At 41.2% G+C, this 21,040-nt stretch carries 21 protein-coding genes and 1 pseudogene; 11 read left to right on the top strand and 11 right to left on the bottom strand.

Annotated elements, in window-relative coordinates; translation table 11 throughout:
* Positions 1-236 precede the first annotated feature (236 nt).
* Positions 237-410 (bottom strand): hypothetical protein, encoded by a 174-nt coding sequence (locus tag IM477_RS14550; RefSeq protein ID WP_287732307.1) that lies wholly within the window; start codon positions 408-410, stop codon positions 237-239.
* A 123-nt stretch (positions 411-533) separates the two neighbouring features.
* Between IM477_RS14550 and IM477_RS14545 the strand changes: the two genes are divergently transcribed.
* The 7 genes from IM477_RS14545 (at position 534) to IM477_RS14515 (ending at position 11,070) form a co-directional block, all read left to right on the top strand.
* Positions 534-1,910, top strand: a complete 1,377-nt coding sequence (locus IM477_RS14545) for a hypothetical protein (protein ID WP_287732305.1) — start codon at positions 534-536, stop codon at positions 1,908-1,910.
* The gene (locus IM477_RS14540; RefSeq protein ID WP_287732303.1) at positions 1,892-2,863 is read left to right on the top strand and encodes an AAA family ATPase; all 972 of its coding nucleotides are present in this window, start codon (positions 1,892-1,894) and stop codon (positions 2,861-2,863) included. The genes IM477_RS14545 and IM477_RS14540 overlap by 19 nt, the downstream gene beginning before the upstream one ends.
* An 8-nt stretch (positions 2,864-2,871) precedes the next feature.
* Complete coding sequence (locus IM477_RS14535) at positions 2,872-5,649, top strand: formylglycine-generating enzyme family protein (protein ID WP_287732302.1); 2,778 nt, start codon at positions 2,872-2,874, stop codon at positions 5,647-5,649.
* 658 nt (positions 5,650-6,307) lie between these two features.
* Positions 6,308-7,480 carry an RNA-guided endonuclease InsQ/TnpB family protein gene (locus IM477_RS14530; protein WP_287732300.1) on the top strand — a complete coding sequence of 391 codons (1,173 nt, stop codon included), beginning with the start codon at positions 6,308-6,310 and terminating at the stop codon, positions 7,478-7,480.
* 91 nt (positions 7,481-7,571) lie between these two features.
* A complete protein-coding gene (locus tag IM477_RS14525; protein WP_287732299.1) occupies positions 7,572-9,920 on the top strand; it encodes an HD family phosphohydrolase in 2,349 nt (782 codons plus the stop codon).
* Positions 9,917-10,384, top strand: a complete 468-nt coding sequence (locus IM477_RS14520; RefSeq protein WP_287732297.1) for a DUF29 domain-containing protein — start codon at positions 9,917-9,919, stop codon at positions 10,382-10,384. The genes IM477_RS14525 and IM477_RS14520 overlap by 4 nt, the downstream gene beginning before the upstream one ends.
* A 38-nt stretch (positions 10,385-10,422) precedes the next feature.
* Positions 10,423-11,070 carry a Uma2 family endonuclease gene (locus IM477_RS14515; RefSeq protein ID WP_287732295.1) on the top strand — a complete coding sequence of 216 codons (648 nt, stop codon included), beginning with the start codon at positions 10,423-10,425 and terminating at the stop codon, positions 11,068-11,070.
* Positions 11,071-11,386: 316 nt separating this feature from the next.
* Here the strand turns inward: IM477_RS14515 and IM477_RS14510 are convergent, their stop codons facing one another.
* From IM477_RS14510 to IM477_RS14485, 6 genes are all read right to left on the bottom strand, one after another.
* Positions 11,387-11,629 (bottom strand): DUF2442 domain-containing protein, encoded by a 243-nt coding sequence (locus IM477_RS14510; protein ID WP_271972538.1) that lies wholly within the window; start codon positions 11,627-11,629, stop codon positions 11,387-11,389.
* The gene (dhiT, locus tag IM477_RS14505; RefSeq protein WP_158199476.1) at positions 11,630-11,899 is read right to left on the bottom strand and encodes a type II toxin-antitoxin system toxin DhiT; all 270 of its coding nucleotides are present in this window, start codon (positions 11,897-11,899) and stop codon (positions 11,630-11,632) included.
* 226 nt (positions 11,900-12,125) lie between these two features.
* Positions 12,126-12,734 (bottom strand): hypothetical protein, encoded by a 609-nt coding sequence (locus IM477_RS14500; protein WP_287732293.1) that lies wholly within the window; start codon positions 12,732-12,734, stop codon positions 12,126-12,128.
* A 133-nt stretch (positions 12,735-12,867) separates the two neighbouring features.
* A complete protein-coding gene (locus IM477_RS14495) occupies positions 12,868-13,275 on the bottom strand; it encodes a ferredoxin (protein WP_287732292.1) in 408 nt (135 codons plus the stop codon).
* A complete protein-coding gene (locus IM477_RS14490; RefSeq protein ID WP_287692324.1) occupies positions 13,275-13,661 on the bottom strand; it encodes a DUF1257 domain-containing protein in 387 nt (128 codons plus the stop codon). Before IM477_RS14490 ends, IM477_RS14495 begins: the two co-directional genes overlap by 1 nt.
* 44 nt (positions 13,662-13,705) lie before the next feature.
* Positions 13,706-13,921 (bottom strand): DUF2997 domain-containing protein, encoded by a 216-nt coding sequence (locus IM477_RS14485; protein ID WP_002762645.1) that lies wholly within the window; start codon positions 13,919-13,921, stop codon positions 13,706-13,708.
* A 310-nt stretch (positions 13,922-14,231) separates the two neighbouring features.
* Between IM477_RS14485 and bioU the strand changes: the two genes are divergently transcribed.
* Positions 14,232-15,233 (top strand): (S)-8-amino-7-oxononanoate synthase BioU, encoded by a 1,002-nt coding sequence (gene bioU / locus IM477_RS14480; RefSeq protein WP_287732290.1) that lies wholly within the window; start codon positions 14,232-14,234, stop codon positions 15,231-15,233.
* Here the strand turns inward: bioU and IM477_RS14475 are convergent.
* From IM477_RS14475 to IM477_RS14460, 4 genes are all read right to left on the bottom strand, one after another.
* Positions 15,230-16,156 carry an RluA family pseudouridine synthase gene (locus IM477_RS14475; RefSeq protein WP_287732288.1) on the bottom strand — a complete coding sequence of 309 codons (927 nt, stop codon included), beginning with the start codon at positions 16,154-16,156 and terminating at the stop codon, positions 15,230-15,232. The genes bioU and IM477_RS14475 overlap by 4 nt on opposite strands.
* Before the next feature lie 201 nt (positions 16,157-16,357).
* Positions 16,358-17,455 (bottom strand): roadblock/LC7 domain-containing protein, encoded by a 1,098-nt coding sequence (locus IM477_RS14470; RefSeq protein ID WP_287732287.1) that lies wholly within the window; start codon positions 17,453-17,455, stop codon positions 16,358-16,360.
* A 254-nt stretch (positions 17,456-17,709) separates the two neighbouring features.
* Positions 17,710-18,456 carry a TRAFAC clade GTPase domain-containing protein gene (locus IM477_RS14465; RefSeq protein ID WP_190721924.1) on the bottom strand — a complete coding sequence of 249 codons (747 nt, stop codon included), beginning with the start codon at positions 18,454-18,456 and terminating at the stop codon, positions 17,710-17,712.
* 740 nt (positions 18,457-19,196) lie between these two features.
* Positions 19,197-19,538, bottom strand: a complete 342-nt coding sequence (locus IM477_RS14460) for a phage holin family protein (protein ID WP_287732284.1) — start codon at positions 19,536-19,538, stop codon at positions 19,197-19,199.
* Positions 19,539-19,749: 211 nt separating this feature from the next.
* Between IM477_RS14460 and IM477_RS14455 the strand changes: the two genes are divergently transcribed.
* From IM477_RS14455 to IM477_RS14450, 3 genes and pseudogenes are all read left to right on the top strand, one after another.
* Positions 19,750-20,139 carry a DUF8738 domain-containing protein gene (locus IM477_RS14455; protein ID WP_287732282.1) on the top strand — a complete coding sequence of 130 codons (390 nt, stop codon included), beginning with the start codon at positions 19,750-19,752 and terminating at the stop codon, positions 20,137-20,139.
* Between the two features lie 139 nt (positions 20,140-20,278).
* Positions 20,279-20,383 (top strand): annotated as a pseudogene (locus IM477_RS23390) (WecB/TagA/CpsF family glycosyltransferase); the annotation flags it as partial.
* A gap of 101 nt (positions 20,384-20,484) precedes the next feature.
* A complete protein-coding gene (locus IM477_RS14450; RefSeq protein ID WP_190721919.1) occupies positions 20,485-20,841 on the top strand; it encodes an iron-sulfur cluster assembly accessory protein in 357 nt (118 codons plus the stop codon).
* The last annotated feature ends 199 nt before the right edge of the window (positions 20,842-21,040 follow it).

Raw genomic sequence — 21,040 nt, 5'->3', positions numbered from 1 at the left:
TAGACCTCTTGCATAAATCCGAAAACAAACGATAGAAACAATAATGGGAGGGACTTTCAGTTAATTATTTATTAGTAGTTGATAATCTTCAAAAATGTTGCTGTACAAGGATCGACTTAAGACTTTTGCAAGAGGTCTAATGTGCTTAAGTAGGGAGGCACAATTATTTGTAGGATGGGTTAGCGGTAGCGTAACCCATGCAGGCGTTGGGTTTCATGCTTCAACCCAACCTACGTTCATCTGATATTTAATTCCACCTGAACCTCAGGGATAGGGGGAATCTCGTTTTGGGGAATCTTTAACTCTCCCACCTGAACACCCAAACTAGCCAAGGCAGTTAAAGTGGTGATGATGCGGCAAATCACGTCAATGTCCGCTTTATGTTTTTGCCAGAAATTTTCCTTTTTCATATTTACTCCTGTCCCCCTATAGCTTGTTTTTTGAGGACAAGTTGATTAAAATGCTTTCAGCAAATGCTGGCAAAAGGAGATCAAAAAGTGGATCAGATGGTAGGTTGACGTTTGACGAGATTTATGTTAGGGTCCGGCGAAATCAGATTATCGGATGAAGATGTAGAAACCCTTCGTAAGGCTAAAGATGCTTATAAGGGAAACTATTCTTGTGCTTCGGAGAAAACAGGGCAAATATTAATAGAAGCAAGTCGATGGTTACTTGAGGCATTTCTCGAAAAATACCGTAGTCAAACAAAAACTTCCAGTTATACCATTCCATTGAATGTCTTGAAAGCTTGGATGACATCATCGCCACAATCCGGAACAACTAAAGAGGTTTTAAAACCAAAGGGGAAGAAATTGTACTTACAAAATGAATCTGATTTTAAAGGATTTGAAAATAAGAAGAAAAGGGAGTACATTACTCAAAATAAAATAAATACAACCAGAATTGAAGATATTAATGATAATTTAATTCATTTAACCTTTGATGAGGTTCTGAATTTTTTATTAGATTCGTCTATTTTAAAGGTAATTGGCATATCTGGAGATAGTTTGCGGTTTTGTACTGAACAAAAATATGGACTAGGAAAAAAAGGGCGAACCGCTAAACAGTCTTATATTGTTCAAGCTTATTGTGAAGTATTAGGACTAGATTTTGAAAGCTTAGAATGTTGTCAAAATCATCATCAAAACCTAAAAAATCAACGAACAAATAATGGGAAGATTTATGATATTTTAACAGAATTTAATTACAATAATCTAGTAAAATTTACCAGTTCAATAGCTGCTAAACCTTTACGAGAAGGCAGTATTTATATTCCCCCTTGTCCTCATCAATATCGTGTTTTGTGTTTGCGTCGTTTACACAAACAAATCTTGATCACTAATAATTTGGACGTTAAAACCATTCTTTTTAAGTTTCAAGGAGATGGTCAGGAAGAATGGGATAGCTATAGTCTTCATGAACATTTTTTCAATAATTCTGGAGGAATTAAAAATTTAAAAGCTAATAATTTTTGTTTGATTTTTGAAGGAATTGATTGTGCAGACTTTTCCCGTTTAAAAGACATTGATTCATTTTGGCAAAACTTAATTACCAACGCTCGTAAAATACAAAATAGTCCCATTAAAGGCTTTTTATTAATGATTTGGTTAGATTATGGAGAAGGGAATGATTGGAGAGATAGCGACAGATTATCAGAATTTCCTATTCACCGCTTACAGATTGACTCTTGCTTTGAACAACGGTCTTTTCAGGAAATTATTCCTACTTTTGCTCAACAACTTCAGTTAGGTTGTGACTTACAGAATGAAACCACAGACTTATTTAAATCTACCTTGCAGGAATTATGGAAAAATAGCAATCAAGGCAACATAGAAGACACACTGAAAGCTTTTTATCAACAATTTCAAGGACAATTATCGAGGGAAAATAGATGGCTAAACTATCCTTAACCTACAGGGGAGAAATTCAACCCAAATCGGATCTTTATTATGAACCGATTCAACAGAAAATTTATCCCTATGACGCAGGTGATGAGTTAATAGAAGTGGTTAACTTGGCTATTGAATTGGGAATGCCTTTGTTACTAGAAGGTGAGCCGGGATGTGGCAAAAGTCGTTTAGCTCATGCCTTAGTTTATGAATTTAATTATTACCGTGAAAATAATCCTATAAAATATTATGAGTGGATAGTTCAATCTACAAGTAAAGCGGAAGATAGTCTCTATCAATATGATTATATTGGCCGTTTACAAGCTGCTCAAATTAGCGGAATTTTAAGCCAAAAAGAAATAGAAGAATCTTCTTCTGAGCAAAAAAATCCAGCTACTTCAAAAGATTGGGTTGATTTACAACCCTTGGGTAAAGCATTTAAACAAAGTCAAGATAAGCAAGAACAATCGGTAGTATTAATTGATGAAATAGATAAAGCAGATCGAGATTTTCCTAATGATTTACTTTTAGCCATTGAATCTCGTCGTTTTTTCATTAAAGAAACAGGAGATTTAATTCAAGCAAATGATCAAGCTTTTCCTCTGATTATAATTACCAGTAATCAAGAAAAAAACTTACCCAATGCTTTTCTGAGACGTTGCATTTATCACTATATTGAGCTACCCAACCAAGAAAGATTAAGAAAAATATTAACCGAACGGTTTACCGACGCTGAACAAGAGGTTATCATCAAAGCAGTGGACCGTTTTCAGGAAGTGAGAACATCACAAGACGAGACTAAATCTGAAGGAGAAAAAAAAGTTAGCACCAGTGAATTAATAGCCTGGTTTAAATCGTTGCTCAAGTACAAACCTGAAGAAATTATCGCCAAATTAAACGAGGACAAATTACCCCACGCTAGTGTTTTACTAAAAAGCCGTACTGATTTACAAGATTATGGAACAAGAGGTTAAAAAAGCCAATGACATCCCCCCTACTTGACCTATTTTATCAACTCAGAGACGAAGAAGGATTTCTGCTGTCTATTGAACAATATTATCGGGTGGAAAATTACCTGATTCAAAAACTCGCCAATGATTCTGATATTGCTATTCAAGAAAATCCCAACTTAGAGAATCCCCAAATTAAACTTCTTTGTCAAGCTTTATGGGTTAAATCCCCGAAAGAAAAAGAAAAGTTTGATCAGGCCTGGACAGAGATGCTACAATTCCAACCAGAAATAAATATAGAAATAGCCAAAAAAATACCTATTCATCATCCAGAAGAATCGATTAGCAAAATCATAAACCCGATGGATGATAGGGAATCTCCCTCATTAGAAATTACTCCTTCTGGGGATACACCAATAGCACCGGAGACTTCATTTCCACAAATTGCCACAGCTATTGAAAAGCGAAAAAAAATCACATCCCTAGATAATCCTGATTATTATCCTATTGGTATCGCTAAATTACAAGAAAGTTGGCAGCAACTGCGTCCATTACCCCTAGAAAGTCCTCGACAAACTTGGGATCTAAAAGCTACGGTGATGGCAACGGCTAAACGAGGTTTTTTTGATCAAATAATTTACCAAAAGAAACAACTTTATCGCCGAGAAATTATTATTTTTATTGATTGTTCTGACTCGATGATTCCCTTTGCAGGATTTGGTAGGATAATGAAGCAAACTTGGGCAAATGTTCCCCATTTTTACTTTGATAATCTGATTAGAGACGAGGTTTTACGACAAGAAAACGGTTGGGAAAGTCAATCTTTAACCAAAGTTCTCTCTAACTATTCTCCGGAAGTAACCAGTTGTCTAATTCTTAGTGATGCGGGTGCCGCTAGAAAACGTTATGTAGAAGAGCGCTTGAGCGCAACAGAAACCCTTATCCGACGATTTAGCCGAAGATTTAGCCGAGTCGCATGGTTAAACCCCTTACCCTATCATCGATGGTATGGGACAACTGCGATCGATATTGCTGATTTAGCTGAAGATATACCCAATTTTTCCATGTTTGAACTAACCACAGAGGATTGGGAAAACTTGATAACATGGCTAAAAGAAGAAGCTATCCCACCCCGTCATTTTCCATTTAATCCTAATCAGTTTCAACAAGGGGATAATTGGGATGAGGATGAAGATTTTTTTAGCCCAGAAAGCCGTTTAAGATTATTTGAAGAAGAAAACGAACTAAACACCAGAGAACTAGCGAAAAGAGCGGCATTTCCCCTTGGTTTATCCCCTAATTTACTTTATTATCTGCGTCAACATCAAGATAAAAATAATCAAGCTCACTGGTATGCGATCGCTGATATTTTACTGTCCAGTTTAGTCCGCAAAATAGATCGAGAACTCTATGAAATGTCTCCCGATGTTCGTAAACTACTATTAGAAAAATTAACCCCAGAGGAACTCAAATCTCTGGCCTATCAGTTACAAACCTATATTCAGGAACAAATCGGTGATCGTTGCTCAAAATCGGTTTATTGGCAAAATCAACAATGGTTAGCTCTTGCCTACCTAAAACCTAGTCAAGCGGTCAATGAAATCAGACAGGTACTAGCAGAAGCTATCAAAAATAATAACCGAGTGCGTCTTGTGAGATTGACAGCTTTATTAGAAAATATATCCGCTGCTTTAGCCGATTATGAACCCTTGTTATTGCTTAATGAACCGATTGCCGCCTATTCTAGAGGGGATTTAAACCACGTTGGCAATGTCCAAAAACGTTTAATAGACGAAGTAGCCGCTATTGTTCCCTACAATGAAAACCTTTTCCTTTTTACCGCAGAAACGGTATTGGTTAATAAAACAGGCCAAGTTATTGAGAGAAAACCTGTTAAAGCCTATTTTTACGATGAAAACCTTGCGGAAGTTGGCAACCGGAAAAAAGCTCAAAACTATATCCGCATGATGTATATTCCCCAAGGAGAATTCTGGATGGGAACGGAAGATGAGGAAATCGAAAGACTGGTTAAAAAATTTGGTTGGGACGGATTTAGAAGTGAAAGACCACAACACCTAGTCAAAGTCCCCGCTTTCCATATCAGTCAAACCCCGATTACCCAGGCCCAGTGGCAAGCTATCGCCTCTCGCACGGATTTAAAAGTAAAACGAGATCTTGACCCTGATCCCTCCCGCTTTAAAGATCCCCCCAAACCCCCCTTAAAAAGGGGGGCTTCCGATTCCCCCCCTTTTGAAGGGGGGGCTAGGGGGGGATCGCCCACGCGCTGGGATAGACCCGTCGAACGAGTCAACTGGTACGATGCCGTCGAATTTTGTGCAAGATTATCGAAACTAACGGTTCGGGAATACCGACTACCGAGTGAGGCAGAATGGGAGTACGCCTGTAGAGCGGGGACAAAAACACCCTTTCATTTTGGGGAAACGATAACGGCAGATTTAGCTAACTATCGAGCTACTGAAACCTATGCCGATGAACCTACAGGAGAATATCGACAACAAACGACTCCCGTGGGACAGTTCCCCCCAAACGCTTTTGGGTTGTACGATATGCACGGCAATGTCTGGGAATGGTGCGCCGATACCTGGCACGATAATTATGAGGGTGCGCCGACGGATGGCAGTGTCTGGATAAAATATGGGGCTGATAATCGTTCTCCGTTGCGGGGCGGTTCTTGGTTCGACGATCCCTATCACTGCCGTTCCGCTTACCGCTTCCACTACCTCCGCCGCGGCTCCTTCTACAGCTACCTCGGTTTTCGGGTGGTGTGCGGTGCTGGGAGGACCCTGTAACCCTTTTTCTCTTTTTTTCCCTTTTTACCCTTATTCCCTTTTCCGGAATTTTTTGGGGCAAGCTATAGAACAAGTGTATTAGTTTAGGAGTTATACTAAATCTGGTTATTTGGGTTCGATCCCCCCTGCCCCCTTGGGGGTGTCCATGAGTAGAAAACGGGTTTCTCGGAGAAACCCGTTTTCTGTGCTGAAAAAGTACGGGCGAAGCATTCGGATAGAAAATCTACGGTTTCAGCAATAGGTTATTGCCCGAATGCTTCGCCCCTACAGGATGCGGGCCGATGAAGACGCAGGGATAGGTTATACTAAATCCGGTTATTAAAGACTGATTATTTATTCCCCTTTTTGCATGAGTGCCTCTTGCATGAGTGCCTTATCTCAACAAGCAATTTAAATGCGCGGGCAGCTTACCTTTCGAGAAAAAATTTTTTTTGCACAGGGAGTCCTTAAAATAGAAAGGGGAACCCAAAACCAAGCTGCTGGTATTTTTCCTCTGGGCATGGTGGCGCAGTTTATCTCAAATGTCGGAGTCAAGACCTCGCTTTTAGCGCGACGGGATGAAACCCCAGCCAATATAAAACAGCGAAGCACGACTAAAATCTTGACAATCTATGCTGTATAGGTTAAGATAAAATAGGTTGTTTGAGGTCGATAAGCAATGATTGTCTTAGAAATGAAAGCAGTGGTCAAACCAAGTCAGTGTTCTGCCATTGATGAGGCTATTCGTACAGTACAATTCATCCGTAATAAGGCTTTAAGGCTTTGGATGGATGCTAAGAAAGAAGACAAAATCGATAAATATTCTCTCAATAAATATTGTGCAGTTCTCGCCAAACAGTTCAAGTTTGTCGATACTCTAAATTCTATGGCGAGACAAGCATCGGCAGAACGAGCCTGGTCAGCTATTGCTCGTTTCTATGACAATTGTAAGAAAAAAATAAAAGGTAAAAAAGGTTATCCTAAGTTTCAAAAGAATAATCGTTCTGTGGAATATAAAAACTGTGGCTGGAAACTATCGGAGGATAGAAAGAAAATTACTTTCACAGATAAGAAAAATATTGGCACGGTTAAACTGAAAGGAACCAGAGACCTAAACTTTTACCCTATAGACCAAATTAAACGAGTTAGGATTGTTAAACGAGCGGATGGTTACTATGTCCAATTCTGTCTTAGTGTTGATATTCGGGAATACGCTAAACCCCTAGAACCAACCAAGAAATGTGTGGGATTGGATGTAGGTTTAAACGTTTTCTACGCTAATAGTGATGGGGAAACAGTAGAAATACCGCAATACTATCGCAAGGCAGAAAAAAGATTAAATCGTCTGAATCGGAAGAAATCTAAAAAGTTTAGAAAAGGTCAACCCCAATCAAACAACTACCAAAAGGCCAGAAAGAGATATGCTAGAAAGCATTTAAGAGTAAGTAGGCAACGTAAAGGCTTTGCCTCAAAAGAGGCATTGCGCGTCATTAAATCTAACGATTTCATCGCTTACGAAAACTTAAATATTCAAGGCATGGTAAAAAACTCTAGACTAGCTAAATCTATTAATGATGTGGCTTGGTCAACTTTTCGGCAATGGTTAGAATATTTTGGTTTTAAATATGGTAAGGCTACAGTAGCAGTAGCTCCCCATAACACCAGTCAAAATTGCTCTAATTGTGGTCAAAAAGTAGCTAAATCTCTATCTACAAGAACCCATATTTGTCCTCACTGTGGCTATGTAGAAGATAGAGATATTAACGCCGCTATCAACATTCTCAAAAAGGGACTAAGTACGGTAGGGCATACCGAAACTACTACGCTTGGGGAGAGATTCCCTCTGGTTTAGTTGGATACGTCCTGCTAGATTAAGGAAACTCAATGAACCAAGAATCCCTCGCTTTTAGCGACGGGAGTGTCAAAGAATTTAGCTGGAATTTATGAATCATTTTCTGCATTCTTTCACTGTTTTTCCTGATTCTGCCCGAAAATCTCGGTCTTACTCCCTAGGTAAACTTCGACGACCCTTAATCTTCCTGTTTACCGTCGGTTGTCTGACTAGCGTGGTCGGTTATCGTTTCTATAATCAGCCGAAATTGGCCGTCGGGACTATTTCCCCGGTTACGATTATCGCCCCCGAAGATGCCCGTTTTCAAGACCAAGAAACCACCGCCCTCAAACGCCAAAAAATTCGGGCTGGACTGCTTCCCCGGCTGAAAAGAGAGCCCCAAACCACCGCCCAGATCGAGCGATCGCTGCGAGACACTTTAGGGCAATTAAGTCAAATTAGCCCAATTCTGCGAAAAAATTCCATTTTAATGGGCAGAAATATTTCTAACGCCACAATGGAAATGCTGCTCACCTTTTCTGCCGCTCAATGGTCAACTCTACAAAGCCGCCTCAACTATGAAGAATCTTTTACGAAACTCTTGACAAAAGAGCAGGAATATGCTATAGACGAAATCCAAGCCTATCGTCAGCGCGTGGCCAAGGGGAACTTTGAGCAATTTATCGATCGATTAGGGCAATTACGGCAAATAAAGGAGCAAACCAGCCAAAATTATCGGCATTCCAGCTTAAATAAACTCAAATACGCCGATCTGATCGCAGTGGCCCAAATGGGCGATCGAGAGTGGCAAAACCTAGAAAAAGCCGTCCTGCAAGCGAGTCGCCGGATTTTGGTGCAAGGCATTCCCCCGGGGATTTCCACCAGTCACCTACAGGATACCATCGCCGTGCAGATTAGCAGCGATCGCCTAACCGGTCGCCAGCAGCTTTTAGCCGAAAATATCCTTCTAGCGGCCCTGGAGGGACAAGCGAACCTGATAGAAGATCGGGAGGCAACCAAAGAACAAGCCACTAAAGCGGTGGAAGCGGTAGATATGGTCATGTCTAGCGCTCAAACCGGTCAAATTATCGTTAAAGCAGGCGAAAAAATTACTCAAGCTCAGTTTGTTCTCATCGATGGCTTTGGTTTAAGCGAACGGGGCATTAACTGGATGGGTTTAGGGTCAACGGCAATCCTTGTCACCAGTGCGATCGGGACTTTTTGCCTCGTTGCCCAGCGTCTCCATCGGCCTCTGCGTCACCGGGATTTTCTTCTCTTGGGTTTACTAAGTTTTACCACACCGATCCTAGCGATCGCCAATATTCCCTTTACCAATCTGGCAGCCGTGGGTTTATTAGTCAGCAGTTTCTACGGCCCGACTCTGGCCGTCACCCAGGTCCTCTTAACTGCCGGTCTTTCCCTATTCAGCAGCCAAGGTATCAGCGCCGATTTAATCGCCGGGACGATAGGGGGACTATTAGCGGCTATGATAGCGGGAAAATTGCGCTCCCGGGATGAATTATCGCTGCTAGGGATGGGAATCGGAGTCAGCCAAGGGGGTGTTTATCTGCTCACTTACCTAATCGTTAGCGCCACGGCCAGCACGATCATCTATACTCTACTACCCACGGCGCTGGTCTATGGTCTATCGGGAATAGCTTGGACGGTAATCGCCCTAGGATTATCCCCCTATCTCGAACGCTGTTTCGATGTGGTCACTCCCATTCGTCTGGTGGAGTTGTCCAATCCTAATTGTAGTTTGCTCAAACGTTTGGCCACGGAAGCGCCGGGGACTTTTCAACATACCCTTTTTGTCGCCTGTTTAGCTGAAGCGGCCGCCCGAAAACTGCACTGTAATGTGGAATTAATTCGCACGGGAACCCTCTATCACGATATCGGGAAAATGCACGATCCTCTCGGTTTTATTGAAAATCAAATGGGTAGCCCGAATAAACACGATGAAATTAACGATCCCTACGTCAGCGCCGAGATTATTAAAAAGCACGTTAGCGAAGGGTTAGTCATGGCCCGCAGACACGGTTTACCGCGAGTGGTCCGCGATTTTATTCCCGAACACCAAGGCAATCTCTTAATTTCCTATTTTTATCAGCAAGCTTTGCAAAAATCCGCCCAAAATGGTCAAGAATTCGTCGATGAGGCGGCTTTTCGCTACGATGGTCCGATTCCCCAATCGCGAGAAACGGCGATCGTTATGTTAGCCGATAGTAGCGAGGCCGCTTTGCGATCGCTAAAGGATGCCTCCCCAGAACAAGCCATGGATATGATCAAAAAGATTTTTCAGGCCCGATGGCGCGATCAACAATTAGTAGATAGTGGTATTCGTCAGGAGGAATTACCAATTATTGCCGAGGTTTTTGTGCAAGTTTGGCAACAATTCCACCATCAACGCATTGCCTACCCGAAAGCAGTTTTAGAAGTCTCCTCAGCCAAAAAAATATGAAAAAAGATACTTGGCTAAATCAGTTACAATTTCTCTACGAACAAGATGAACATCTCTGGTTGACTGAAATAATTAAACTCCTCAAGGAAAATCGTCTAGCTGAGTTGGATATTCAACATTTAATCGAGGAGTTGGAGGCTTTGAGCAAACGGGATAAAAATCGAGTTGAGAGTTTTTTAAGACAGATAATTATTCATCTTTTGTTGTGGCAATATTGGTCAGAAGAATTTGAATTACATCATCGGCATTGCCAAGGAGAAATAGCCACTTTTAGAGTTCAGCTAAATGGATACTTAAGCACAAATCTAGAAAAATATCTCCTAGATAACCAAGAAAAAATCTATCAAGATGCCGTTTTTATTGTTGGGCAAAAACCTGAAATATCTCCTCACAATTTCCCTCTAAATTGTCCCTATTCCCTTGAACAAATGCTTGATAGGCATTGGTTGCCAGAGCGAAATTAGTTAAATACCACAGGAAAAAATCAAGGATAATTACCAAAATGCTCCTAATTACTCTCAACGAAAATACTTTATCTTTATCTCCGGGCAGTCAAGTTATTTTTCCGCATCAGACTTGGGAAGATTACGAAAGATTGCTGAATTTACGTCTCCAAAAAACCTATCCCAAACTCTATTTTAATCGCAAAACTCAAGAAATTCGGCTTATGTCTCCCTTACCAAGTCATGGCAATCGTGTTGATACATTACGGGATTTAGTAAAAATTATCCTCCGTCGCCAAGGCAAAGACTGGCAATGTTTTGATCCGATTACCTTGAAAATGCCGGGAGAAGCAGGAGTAGAACCAGATACTTGTTTTTATATTGATAATAGACAGGCAATTTTAGGCAAAGAGAGAATTGATTTAACTGTTGATCCTCCTCCCGATTTAGCTATAGAAGTGGACTTTACTTCTCTGACTGATGTAGAGGCCTATCAATTGCTGAAAATACCCGAATTGTGGGTTTATCGTCGGGAAGAATTAAAAATATATCTGTTCAGAGAAGACGGTTATCAAGAAAGCGAAAATAGTCGTCTCTTTCCCGATATAAATATCAAGAAACTTTTCCCCTATTATGTAGAATTAGGCTGGAATCAAGGTTCTAGTCTTGCTTTACGTCAGTTTGAAGCTTTAGAGAATTTTAGTTAATAAATATTACCAATTGTAAATTTAAATATTTTTAAGTATTGAAGGTATTTGCATATAAAATACTTATCATTTTGCCCCGATTGCCTCTAACTTTTCCCTTCCCACAGCAATCACCGGGTAAATAGAAAATTTCTCACTCTTTCTCCTAGAGATGAAGTACAGAGTAATCCTTACTCATCAAGTATTTTAGCGACAATAACTAACCTCATCTCTCTGAGAAAGGCTGTAGCGAAAGAAAATCTGATCAGTGGGAGCGTTACTTTTCATGCTTTCTAAATTTTATGCGAAGTTGTTGGGTTTCCTCGCTCGAACTGTTCTAGGTTTGGGAAATGGAGTCAAGATACAGAGTATCCGGACAGATATCTTGTTCGTTCGGCCAAGTTACCGTACCATCTAGAACTTTTACTTGATTAAAATAATGTTGGTTTTTAAGTTCTTGAAAGATGCCAAAATCGAGCAGTGGTGAACAATCATAAATTTTCTTTTCTTCATTAGTAAAGATGAGTTGTAATTGATAGTTGGGCAAAGGGATAACTTCTTTAACTCTAGGATTCATCATTTATCTCAGTGGTTCAATTTTATACGGTTGTTGTCCTGAAATAGCGAGTTCCCAGTTAGCCATCAATTCATCTTGATGAATCTCGATCCAAGCGGAAAGTAATTTCATTTTAGCATTAGGAATAGAGCCTTCAAGAATTTCTCCATCTGGAATGGCGACAATGACTTCCGAATTTTGATATCTAGCATGAATGTGAGGTTTATGGTGTTGTTTATTGTCCATGAAGTACATATAAATAATAATTCCGTAAAACATGGATATGGCTGGCATTTGTATCCTTGTGGTTATTTGAGAGGGATAGGTTTATTATAGCGAAGGAAAATCCGATAAGTCGGCGCGTTACTTTTCATGCTTCGTACTCTACAATAGTTACCAGAGCCGCAATCGCACTATTAATAAATGTAGAGGCACAAAACCTAACACCCATCTCGTTAATTTTATGCGAAGTTGTCGGGTTTCCTTACGGAACACGCGCTCTGGTTGATCGGCGCTCGAACTAGATCTGATCTTTTAATTGCTCAATAGCCTGTTTATTCATTTCAACTGCACGATCAATAATCTCCACAAGTTTGTTAACTATAGTGACAAATACATGATTCCCCATTGGCGCAAACAGAGTATTTTGCGCTATTGTCTCGAACAGAACCCTTTTGCTTGAATCCAAGTGTGCATAGTCTCCATACAAATATATATCCATTAATTTTCTATTAGTAAGCTGGTCTGGGTTTGGTTCTGAAGTTGACAACTTTTCAAAACGCATTTCATGGCTGTTTATTGTGAGTGGAGAATAGCGATCAAGATAATCGTTGAGTTCAGATATAAGGCTCTTGAACTCATCTTTTAGATTTTTAGATATATTGAGTCTAGAGTATAAGTCTTCCATGTTTTTGAAAGAAATGACATCACTTTTTTGGATGAACATTCTTAGTGTCAGCATAGCGGCTGATATAGAATCTTCATCTGGCCCGATTTCTGTTACTTCTACCTGATCGTTAGTAATTCTACAAGTAACCTCTCGTTCTCGGTTAAGATATTCTGAAAATTTCGATCTATGAATCTTTTCGGCTTTAGTATTAAACAATTCCAGTATCTTAAGATCAGACATTATTTCCTCCTCGACGGGGATGATAGTTGAAAATTTACCGTACAACACGCTACTAGGGATATTATACGGATTTCTCTAGCGATTGCCATGACTTCTAGGAAATAATGGATGGATGAGGCTGCACCTATCCACCCTAAATGTCTAAATCTGCGGGGCTAAATTTCTTGTGAATCTGAGGAAAACCTAACTGTTTAATCACTTGATGTTTGCGTTCTTCCTCAAGGGATGACAACTGATGATAATTAACCCAGTGAATACAGTTAACCGGACAAGTCTCGATCGCTTCTTGAATAATTTCTTCTTCGTCACCGTCCTGATTATAGACGCGAGAGCGACCGTATTCGCCTTCAATAAAAAAGGTATTGGGGGCAACGTGGGCGCAGTGTTTACAACCGATACAAGTGACCTCATCGACGTAAACCGCTTTCTGGCGCTGTAAACCACCCAATTCAGGCTCAAAACCAGTGCGATCGGGGGAATCTCTCAGGAATCCCCCTAACTCTGGTTCAAAACCAGAGCGTTCGGGAGAAAAATCAGCCATTAGGCACTCCAACGTTGTACCACTAGACGAATGGAACCATCAGTATTTTTTTCCTGTGCTGCCACCTGAAAACCCTGTTTAGCAGTTTCTTCCAGGATGGTGTGGTAGGCATAACCTTGATTTACTTTTCTTAAAAATCCTTCTACGGTTAGGGGTTGTTGCCAGTATTGCAAATCGGCAACTAACTCGTACTCGTTACCATTCCAGCGAAAACCGATATCGTAATTGTTATCTTGCTCGATTACCACCTCTGCGGTTAAAGTTTGACCTTGATAACCTTTGACGGGGTGGGAACCCTCTTTCCATTCCATCCCCATATCGCTCAGGGCGGCTTTTAGGTAGGATAGATCGCGGATTTTGGTTTTGATATTGCTAAAGTGTGACATGGTTTTTCAGTGGCTTAAATAAAGGGATCGGGAAAGATGAAAAATTACCAGTCGCTAAAAGTGGCTTCGTTGCTGACTTTCTCTGACTGGCTGACGGTTTGATGGTAATAATCCGAGGTTTTCTCTTGAGACATCAGCTGCCCGAGTTGTGCCTCGATCGCCGCCGTCACCTCTTGACAAGATGAACCGACTATGCCTGTCACCTTTTCCATAACGCGACCATCGGGATAGATGATAAACTCTAGGCTTTCCATGCTCATAGCTCTTCTCGGCGTGATCTGGGGTTTGCAAAGCTCCCTATCGTTTTAATTTACGATAGTTTGCTAATCGTAGCAATCTGGTTAAAATTTTAGCAAAACTTTATATTCTGTAACCCAACTACTCTAATTGTTTGTAAGTTTCCCGTAACTTTTCTTCATCGTCAAGGGCGAACCTTGACCCAGGAGGCACAATTTAACAAAACTACACAAAAAAGACGACCTGAAGCGATAAATTGAAAATAAAGGAGATGCAACGGCGAACCACGACCGCCGACATAATAGAAGTTTGTCTATAGGAATCAGAACAAATATGAATAAACAAATAGCCAGCGATCGCCTTCGGATCGGTGTTTTAGGTTTTGGTGGTTTGGGACAGGCCGCCGCTAGAATTCTCGCCCCCAAACAGGAAATGCTCTGGACTGCCGCCGCCGATAAAGCCGGTTTTGCTTACCACAAAGACGGTCTAAATGTCAATACCTGTAACAAAATTTATCATGACCGGGGTTCGATCGGTTATCTGGAAAATTACGGCAGTCTCAGCCAGAACAGTATCGAGGAATTAATCAAAACTGCCGATGTAGAGGGCTATTTTCTCGCCTTACCGAATTTACCTAACAATTTCATGGCCGATATCGCTAAAACTTTCATTCGCTTAGGTTGGCGCGGGGTTTTAGTCGATGCCCTCAAACGTACCAGCGCCATGGAACAAATCTTAGCACTACAAGCAGACCTAGAAGCCGCCGGCATCACCTACATGACCGGCTGCGGCGCTACCCCCGGACTGTTAACTGCGGCTGCCGCCCTAGCTGCCCAGAGTTATGGGGAGATTCATAGCGTTAAAATTACCTTCGGCGTGGGAATCGCCAACTGGGAGGCTTATCGTGCCACTATTCGCGAAGATATCGCCCATTTACCCGGTTACGACCCAGAAACGGCGCACCGGATGAGTGATGCGGAAGTGGAAATGCTGTTAAATAAAACCAATGGCATTCTCAGCCTCGAAAATATGGAACACGCAGACGATATTATGCTGGAATTGGCCGGAATTTGTGGACGCGATCGGGTTTCCGTCGGGGGTGTGGTGGATACGCGCAACCCGAAAAAGCCCTTGAGTACCAATGTTAAAGTCACGGGGCGGACTTTTGAAGGCAAAATTTCCACCCATACCTTCACTTTAGGTGATGAAACCAGTATGGCGGCTAATGTCTGCGGGCCGGCTTTCGGTTATCTGAAAGCGGGGGTTTCCCTACATCGTCGCGGTATCTACGGATTATGGACAGCAGCGGAGATTATGCCGCAATTTGTGCGCTAGGGGTTTCTCTGCCGTAAAATAGCTAAAACTTTCGGGAAAATAGCGGGTAAGGGAGCGATCGCTTCTAGGCTCTCTCCCGTGACCGGATGTACTAAAATTAAACGATGGGCATGGAGTAATTGCCCGGGTAGATTAATCCCGATGGAACGACCTGAACTATAGAGGGGATCCCCAAGAATCGGATGACCGATTTGGCTGCTATGAACGCGAATTTGATGAGTTCTGCCAGTTTCTAGGCGAAATTCCATTAAGGTGTAGTTGCCCAGTCTTTCCTTGACTTGCCAGTGAGTGACGGCATTTCTACCTCCTTTTTCCACGGCAATAATAGCCATCTTTTGCCGATCGCTGCGGTGACGACCGATCGGCAGATCAATTGTACCTGTTTCGCTTTTGGGGACACCGTGGACGAGGGCGATGTATTCCCGGCGGGCAGTTTTGGTTTTTAATTGTGCCTGTAGGTGTTGATGGGCCTGGTCGGTTTTGGCAATAACGATCGCACCCGTGGTATCCTTATCTAAGCGGTGGACTATACCGGGGCGTTGAATTCCACCAATTCCAGCTAAATTCGGGCAGTGATGCAGTAAAGCGTTGACCAAGGTTCCCGATTCGTGGCCGGGAGCCGGATGAACCACTAAATCAGCAGGTTTATTGATAATAATCAGATAGTCGTCTTCGTAAAGAATATCAAGCTCGATCGCCTCGGCGGTTAATTGCAGGGGTTGACTGTCGGGAATGGTAATCTTTAAGCGATCACCTTGACCAACTTTAGTATTTTTATTAGTGCAAATTTGACCATTTAACTGTATATATCCCTGTTCTATCAGTTTTTGCAGCCTCGATCTCGATAAATCGGGCAATTGTGACCCCATCCAAGCATCTAAACGTTCTTTTTTTCCCGCAACTTCTAAGTTTAATTGGTTCATCGGTTTTTAGTTATCAGGGTGTAGGGTGTAGGGGAAGGGGGAGAAGGGAGAGGGGAGCAGGGAGCGGGGAGTGGGAAGTGGGGAGGTGGGAGATGGGGAATTATGAATTATGAATTAGGAATTAGGAATTGGGGAGAATAAATAAAAATAATCTCCTGACTCCTGATTACTGATTACTGATTACTGATTACTGATTACTGATTACTGATTACTGATTACTGAATTGGTCTGCCCCGGTAACGAAATATCTGCATTGTTATTATCTTCGGTTTCGAGGACGATCTCGAATTCTTCTACAACGGAATCAAGGAAGGGATTAGCTGCGGGATTTAAGAGAGGAGTTTCGGGGGTGGGGTTAGAGATAGCGAGAATTTTTTGTAATTTTGAGCGAGTTTTCTGGATTTCTCCCTCTAACAATCCCGTGATCGTTTTGCCAGTTTTCACTAAAAGAAAAGCTTGGTCACTGCAAGGGGTTAAGATCAGATGACCCTGGGGACTGCGAATAGCAATTTGTTCCAGATCAGACCAGCTTAATTCCTCTTTTGTGTTATTGGCAAGATAGAGCATTGTTCCTGCTAAGATTAAAGCACTATTGTGTTCCATGCCGATGGAATCAGTCAAAGGTTGACCCTGGGGAGAAACAAGCATGATCCCCTCAATAGCGAGCGGTTTTTCGGCTAATTCTTGCAGGATTTTGGCAATTTCTACCTTATAATTTGGTTCCCTAGGTAAGGTATTTTTAGAGTTATCATAGTTATTATCGGTGGGATGTGGTCGTTCTTTGGTTTCTTTCGAGGAGATAAACCATTGTAGAGGTTTTTCTTCCCGCAGTTGCCGTTGGCTAAACAGACGAATATCTTTAGAAAGTTTAATCCCTAATTCAAAGGCATTTGCCTGATAATTGTCGGCTAAAATTACGGGGTCAAGGGAGATTTTAGCCTCATCTCTGGAAATACGTTTTAGGGGGCCTGCTTCTAGACAGGCAAGGATTTTAAACAGTTGTTTCGAGTCGAGTAGTTCCTGTAAATAATAACAATGAAAGTAGGGGATGTCCCCACGACCAAATTCATCCTTACCATCGTTAATTAACCAACCAAAGAGGGTGTTATGGGAGTCAATTTGATAGATATAGACTCCTTTAAATTTCCTGTCTGGAGGATTATAGGTGTCCCATAACTGAGAGACTATATGTTGATAAAAAAACTGTTGAATCCCTAGGGGGACATTGACACTAGCGATATATTTAAATCCCAGTTGTGAGAAACTGCTATAAATCAGTTGTTCAACGATCAAGGACATGATCTGTAACCTTTAAGCGCTCCTGTGCGCTGTTATAAATAATTTTCACACAATTGTGTCTTGTTTCTAGTTTTTGGGGAGATATTTGACGGCATTTCTCCTCAAGATGAACTGTCACCTAATTTGGTGCCGACTCCCCAAAACGAAAACTTCACACCTCACCATTAAGATGACTGTTATAAGGCAGTCAGCAGATTTTTGAGAGATTTTTTTACTAATCTTGCTGTAAATGGATCGGATATAGTGCTGGTCATTTAGGAAAAGTTTACCAGTTGTTGATCGATTTGAGACAATAACCAAGATAGGGAGTCTAAAGCTTGATTTGCTTGCAGTGTGCCTTGCTGGGAATCAATTAAAACTGTTGAGTAAAAAAAACGGTGATTAACTTTTTGCTCTCGCAGTTTTTGCTCTAATTCTTTGACTTTTAATTGTAGGTTTTGCCAGCATTTTTGGTCAGAGACAACTAGATCGCATTTGCTGATAATAATGCCTAAATTAAACCTAGTTTTATTATGGTTAATTATCTCGATCAAGGTTTGAAAAATTTTCAGGTAATTATTATGCTTGTCTGAATCATTTAATAAACTTGCTGCTTCTAAAAACAGTAAACAAGCATTAGCCTGTAAAGCCATATTGACAAAGGCTAAATTATAGATTTGACAACTTTCTCCCGGTATATCCCACCAGCGAATTGTCGCTATTTTATCCGATCGATCACCGCTTTTTTTCTCTAAACTAAAATCAAAGTTACTGATTTTTAAAGTGGCGGGGGGATATTGACCTGTTCTAGCGACATAATTGAGAATTTTTTCAATATCTTCTTCGCTTTCTTCCTCTTGAGATCTGAAGACAATATTAGCCGGATTTCCCGAAGTTGCTTGATTTTTGAAAGTCTGATAAGATGCCGCTAGGAAAACTGTTTTTCCTGCTCCTCTTTGACCGATACTGAGAACTGTATAAATTTTGTTTTCTTGGCTAAGATTTTCCTGATTATTAGTCATTTTAAAACCTCTAAATTGAATGAAAAAAACTTTTGCTGCGATGATTGTGTCTCTCAAGCCAACACAGACAAGAAAAATTGACTTGAGATTAGTTAATCTCCTTAGCTCAACAATTCCCTTCTACACTCTTGTAGTTATGCTGTCTGGAAAGATGGTTAAGAAAGCTTATTAGTCATCTAATTAAGATGATTATATTTGTTTTGTCTGATCGGATCATCCCGGTTAGCCAAATCTTCACAAAAAGTTACTATTCTAATAGTAATTGAACTTGCTCTCGGTGCTTGAGATGGAAATCTTGGGATTAAATTTTCCTGATTTTTAACGACAAAAGCCACGGTAAGTAGGGAGGCACAATTATTTGTAGGATGGGTTAGCGGTAGCGTAACATAATCGGGCGTTGGGTTTCATGCTTCAACCCAACCTACGTTCATCTTATATTTAATTCCACCCACCCACTTAAATCCGTAGAGATTTTCTGGGTGTAGTTCTAAGCGATCTCATAGATAAAATAATAAACATACCCTAAAGCCCTCTGGTAAATAATCGATATAACTTGTTTAACACAAACGATAATTTTTGTCAATCTTTTTGTCAATTTAATTCCCCGATTCTCAAATAAAAACTATCGCTATTTACCAAAAACTAGAGAGACGTTGTTATAATCAACGTCTCTAGATCAGAGTAAGCCAAGCTGTTTTAAACAGAGGATTGCTGACTAATTAACCGAATTATTGCCCACTTTATTCAACGAAAATGCCATTTAAAACTCCTGAAATGATCGAAACCACGATCGAACCGAATAAAGCAGCAAAAAATGATTTTACCTCAAAGCCACTGATAAAATAGGAGGCTAAAGAAAAGGAAATGGCATTAACCACAAAAATAAATAACCCTAGGGTCAAAATAGTTAAAGGCAGGGTAAAAAGAATCAACAGGGGTCTAATGATAGCATTAATTAAACCCAAGACGACAGCAGCTATCAAAGCCACGGTAAAATCTTTAATTTCTATACCGGGTACTATTTGCGCTGTAATCAATAAAGAGACGGCGGTAATCAACCAACGGAGGAAAAAAGATAACATAAGCCCATCCATCTAAGATAGTTCATCCTCATCTATTTTAATCGCCATCGCCACTTAAAGAGACGGAAGTTTTCAGGAGATGACAACGAAAACCGACATTGACTGCTTCCGCTGCTCGAAAACCAGAGCGGGAACATAGTATCGGTTACACTGACAATAAAAAGGAAGATTCGCTCGGACTATCACCCCCCGGAAAGAGGCAGCACTAAACATGATATCTAGAAAAAATTTTAGCCAGAGCCAGCCAGGACAAATCGGTAAAACGAGAATTATTCAGGGAGCAACTGGCATTTTAATGCTAATGAGCCTGCTTTCTCTCCTCTTAGCGCCACCCAGTTTAGCATCTCCTGAGCCACCTAATTCGGTCATCGCCGCTACCCGTCAAGATTTGAGTCGGAAAACCAAGATATCCGTTAATCGCTTGCAAATTCAAGCAGCACAACCACAAACCTGGCCCGATGGTTGTTTAGGATTAGCTAAACCGGGAGAATTCTGTACTCAAGCATTAGTGGAAGGATGGCGAATTATTCTGACTGATAAGCAAAAAACTTGGGTTTATCGCACCGATAGCAGTGGCACTAATCTCCGCTTAGAAAAGTGAATTTCTTTGGCTCTTTTCCGGCTGCTTTTTCGGCATCCCCAAAGCAGCGTTTTCCTGATTTAATTTTCCTTCCCTCAGCGAAGGCGAATTGTCTCAAGCACCCCGTTGGGTGACGAAAATCGGCTGAGAATGGCTCTATGGTTTGTTTCAAGAATCTAGTCGTCTCTGGCAACCCTATTTAATTAATAATCCCAGTTTTTTGCTTTTTTTTGCCCTACAACTCCTGCGAGACCGGGAAAAGTAAGAAGTAATCCAGTCATCAGCCCTCAACTATCGTTAAGATGGATGGGAGAAGGTAAAGTTTTATATGTCCCCTTCAACTGCGTTTAGGAGTTCCTGCTAAAGATGACACAAGCTACTCAGATTCAAGGAAAAGGAATTTTACTCAGTGAGGCTGCCCTCAAACACCTTACCACGCTCAAAGAGCAACAGGGCAAGGATTTATGTCTGCGCGTGGGTGTGCGTCAGGGTGGTTGTTCGGGAATGTCCTATATGATGGATTTTGAGCATCCTAGCAATATTGGCCCCCAAGATGAGGTTTTCGATTACGATGGCTTTAAAATTGTCTCTGATCAAAAAAGTCTGCTCTATCTCTACGGTCTCATGTTAGATTACAGCAACGCGATGATCGGCGGTGGTTTCCAATTCACTAATCCCAACGCCAGTCAAACCTGCGGCTGTGGTAAGTCTTTTGGCGTTTAATATTTCTCCAGGGTGATACCTTTCACCCCCGCCTCCCAGAGGCGATTTTTTTTTTGCCAAAACCCTTGACAAAATCGGAGACTTGCCTTATACTTCTTGTATAATGGGAATCCGTGCCTGCCTGCGAACCCTTCATTTTTAGGCTAGATACCCTGCTCTGAATCAGAGACGATATTTACCCATAACCTGTTGATCATCG

Source organism: Microcystis sp. M090S1 (genome assembly GCF_020246295.1).
GTDB lineage: Bacteria > Cyanobacteriota > Cyanobacteriia > Cyanobacteriales > Microcystaceae > Microcystis > Microcystis aeruginosa.
This window is presented reverse-complemented; position numbering and strand designations above follow the sequence as displayed.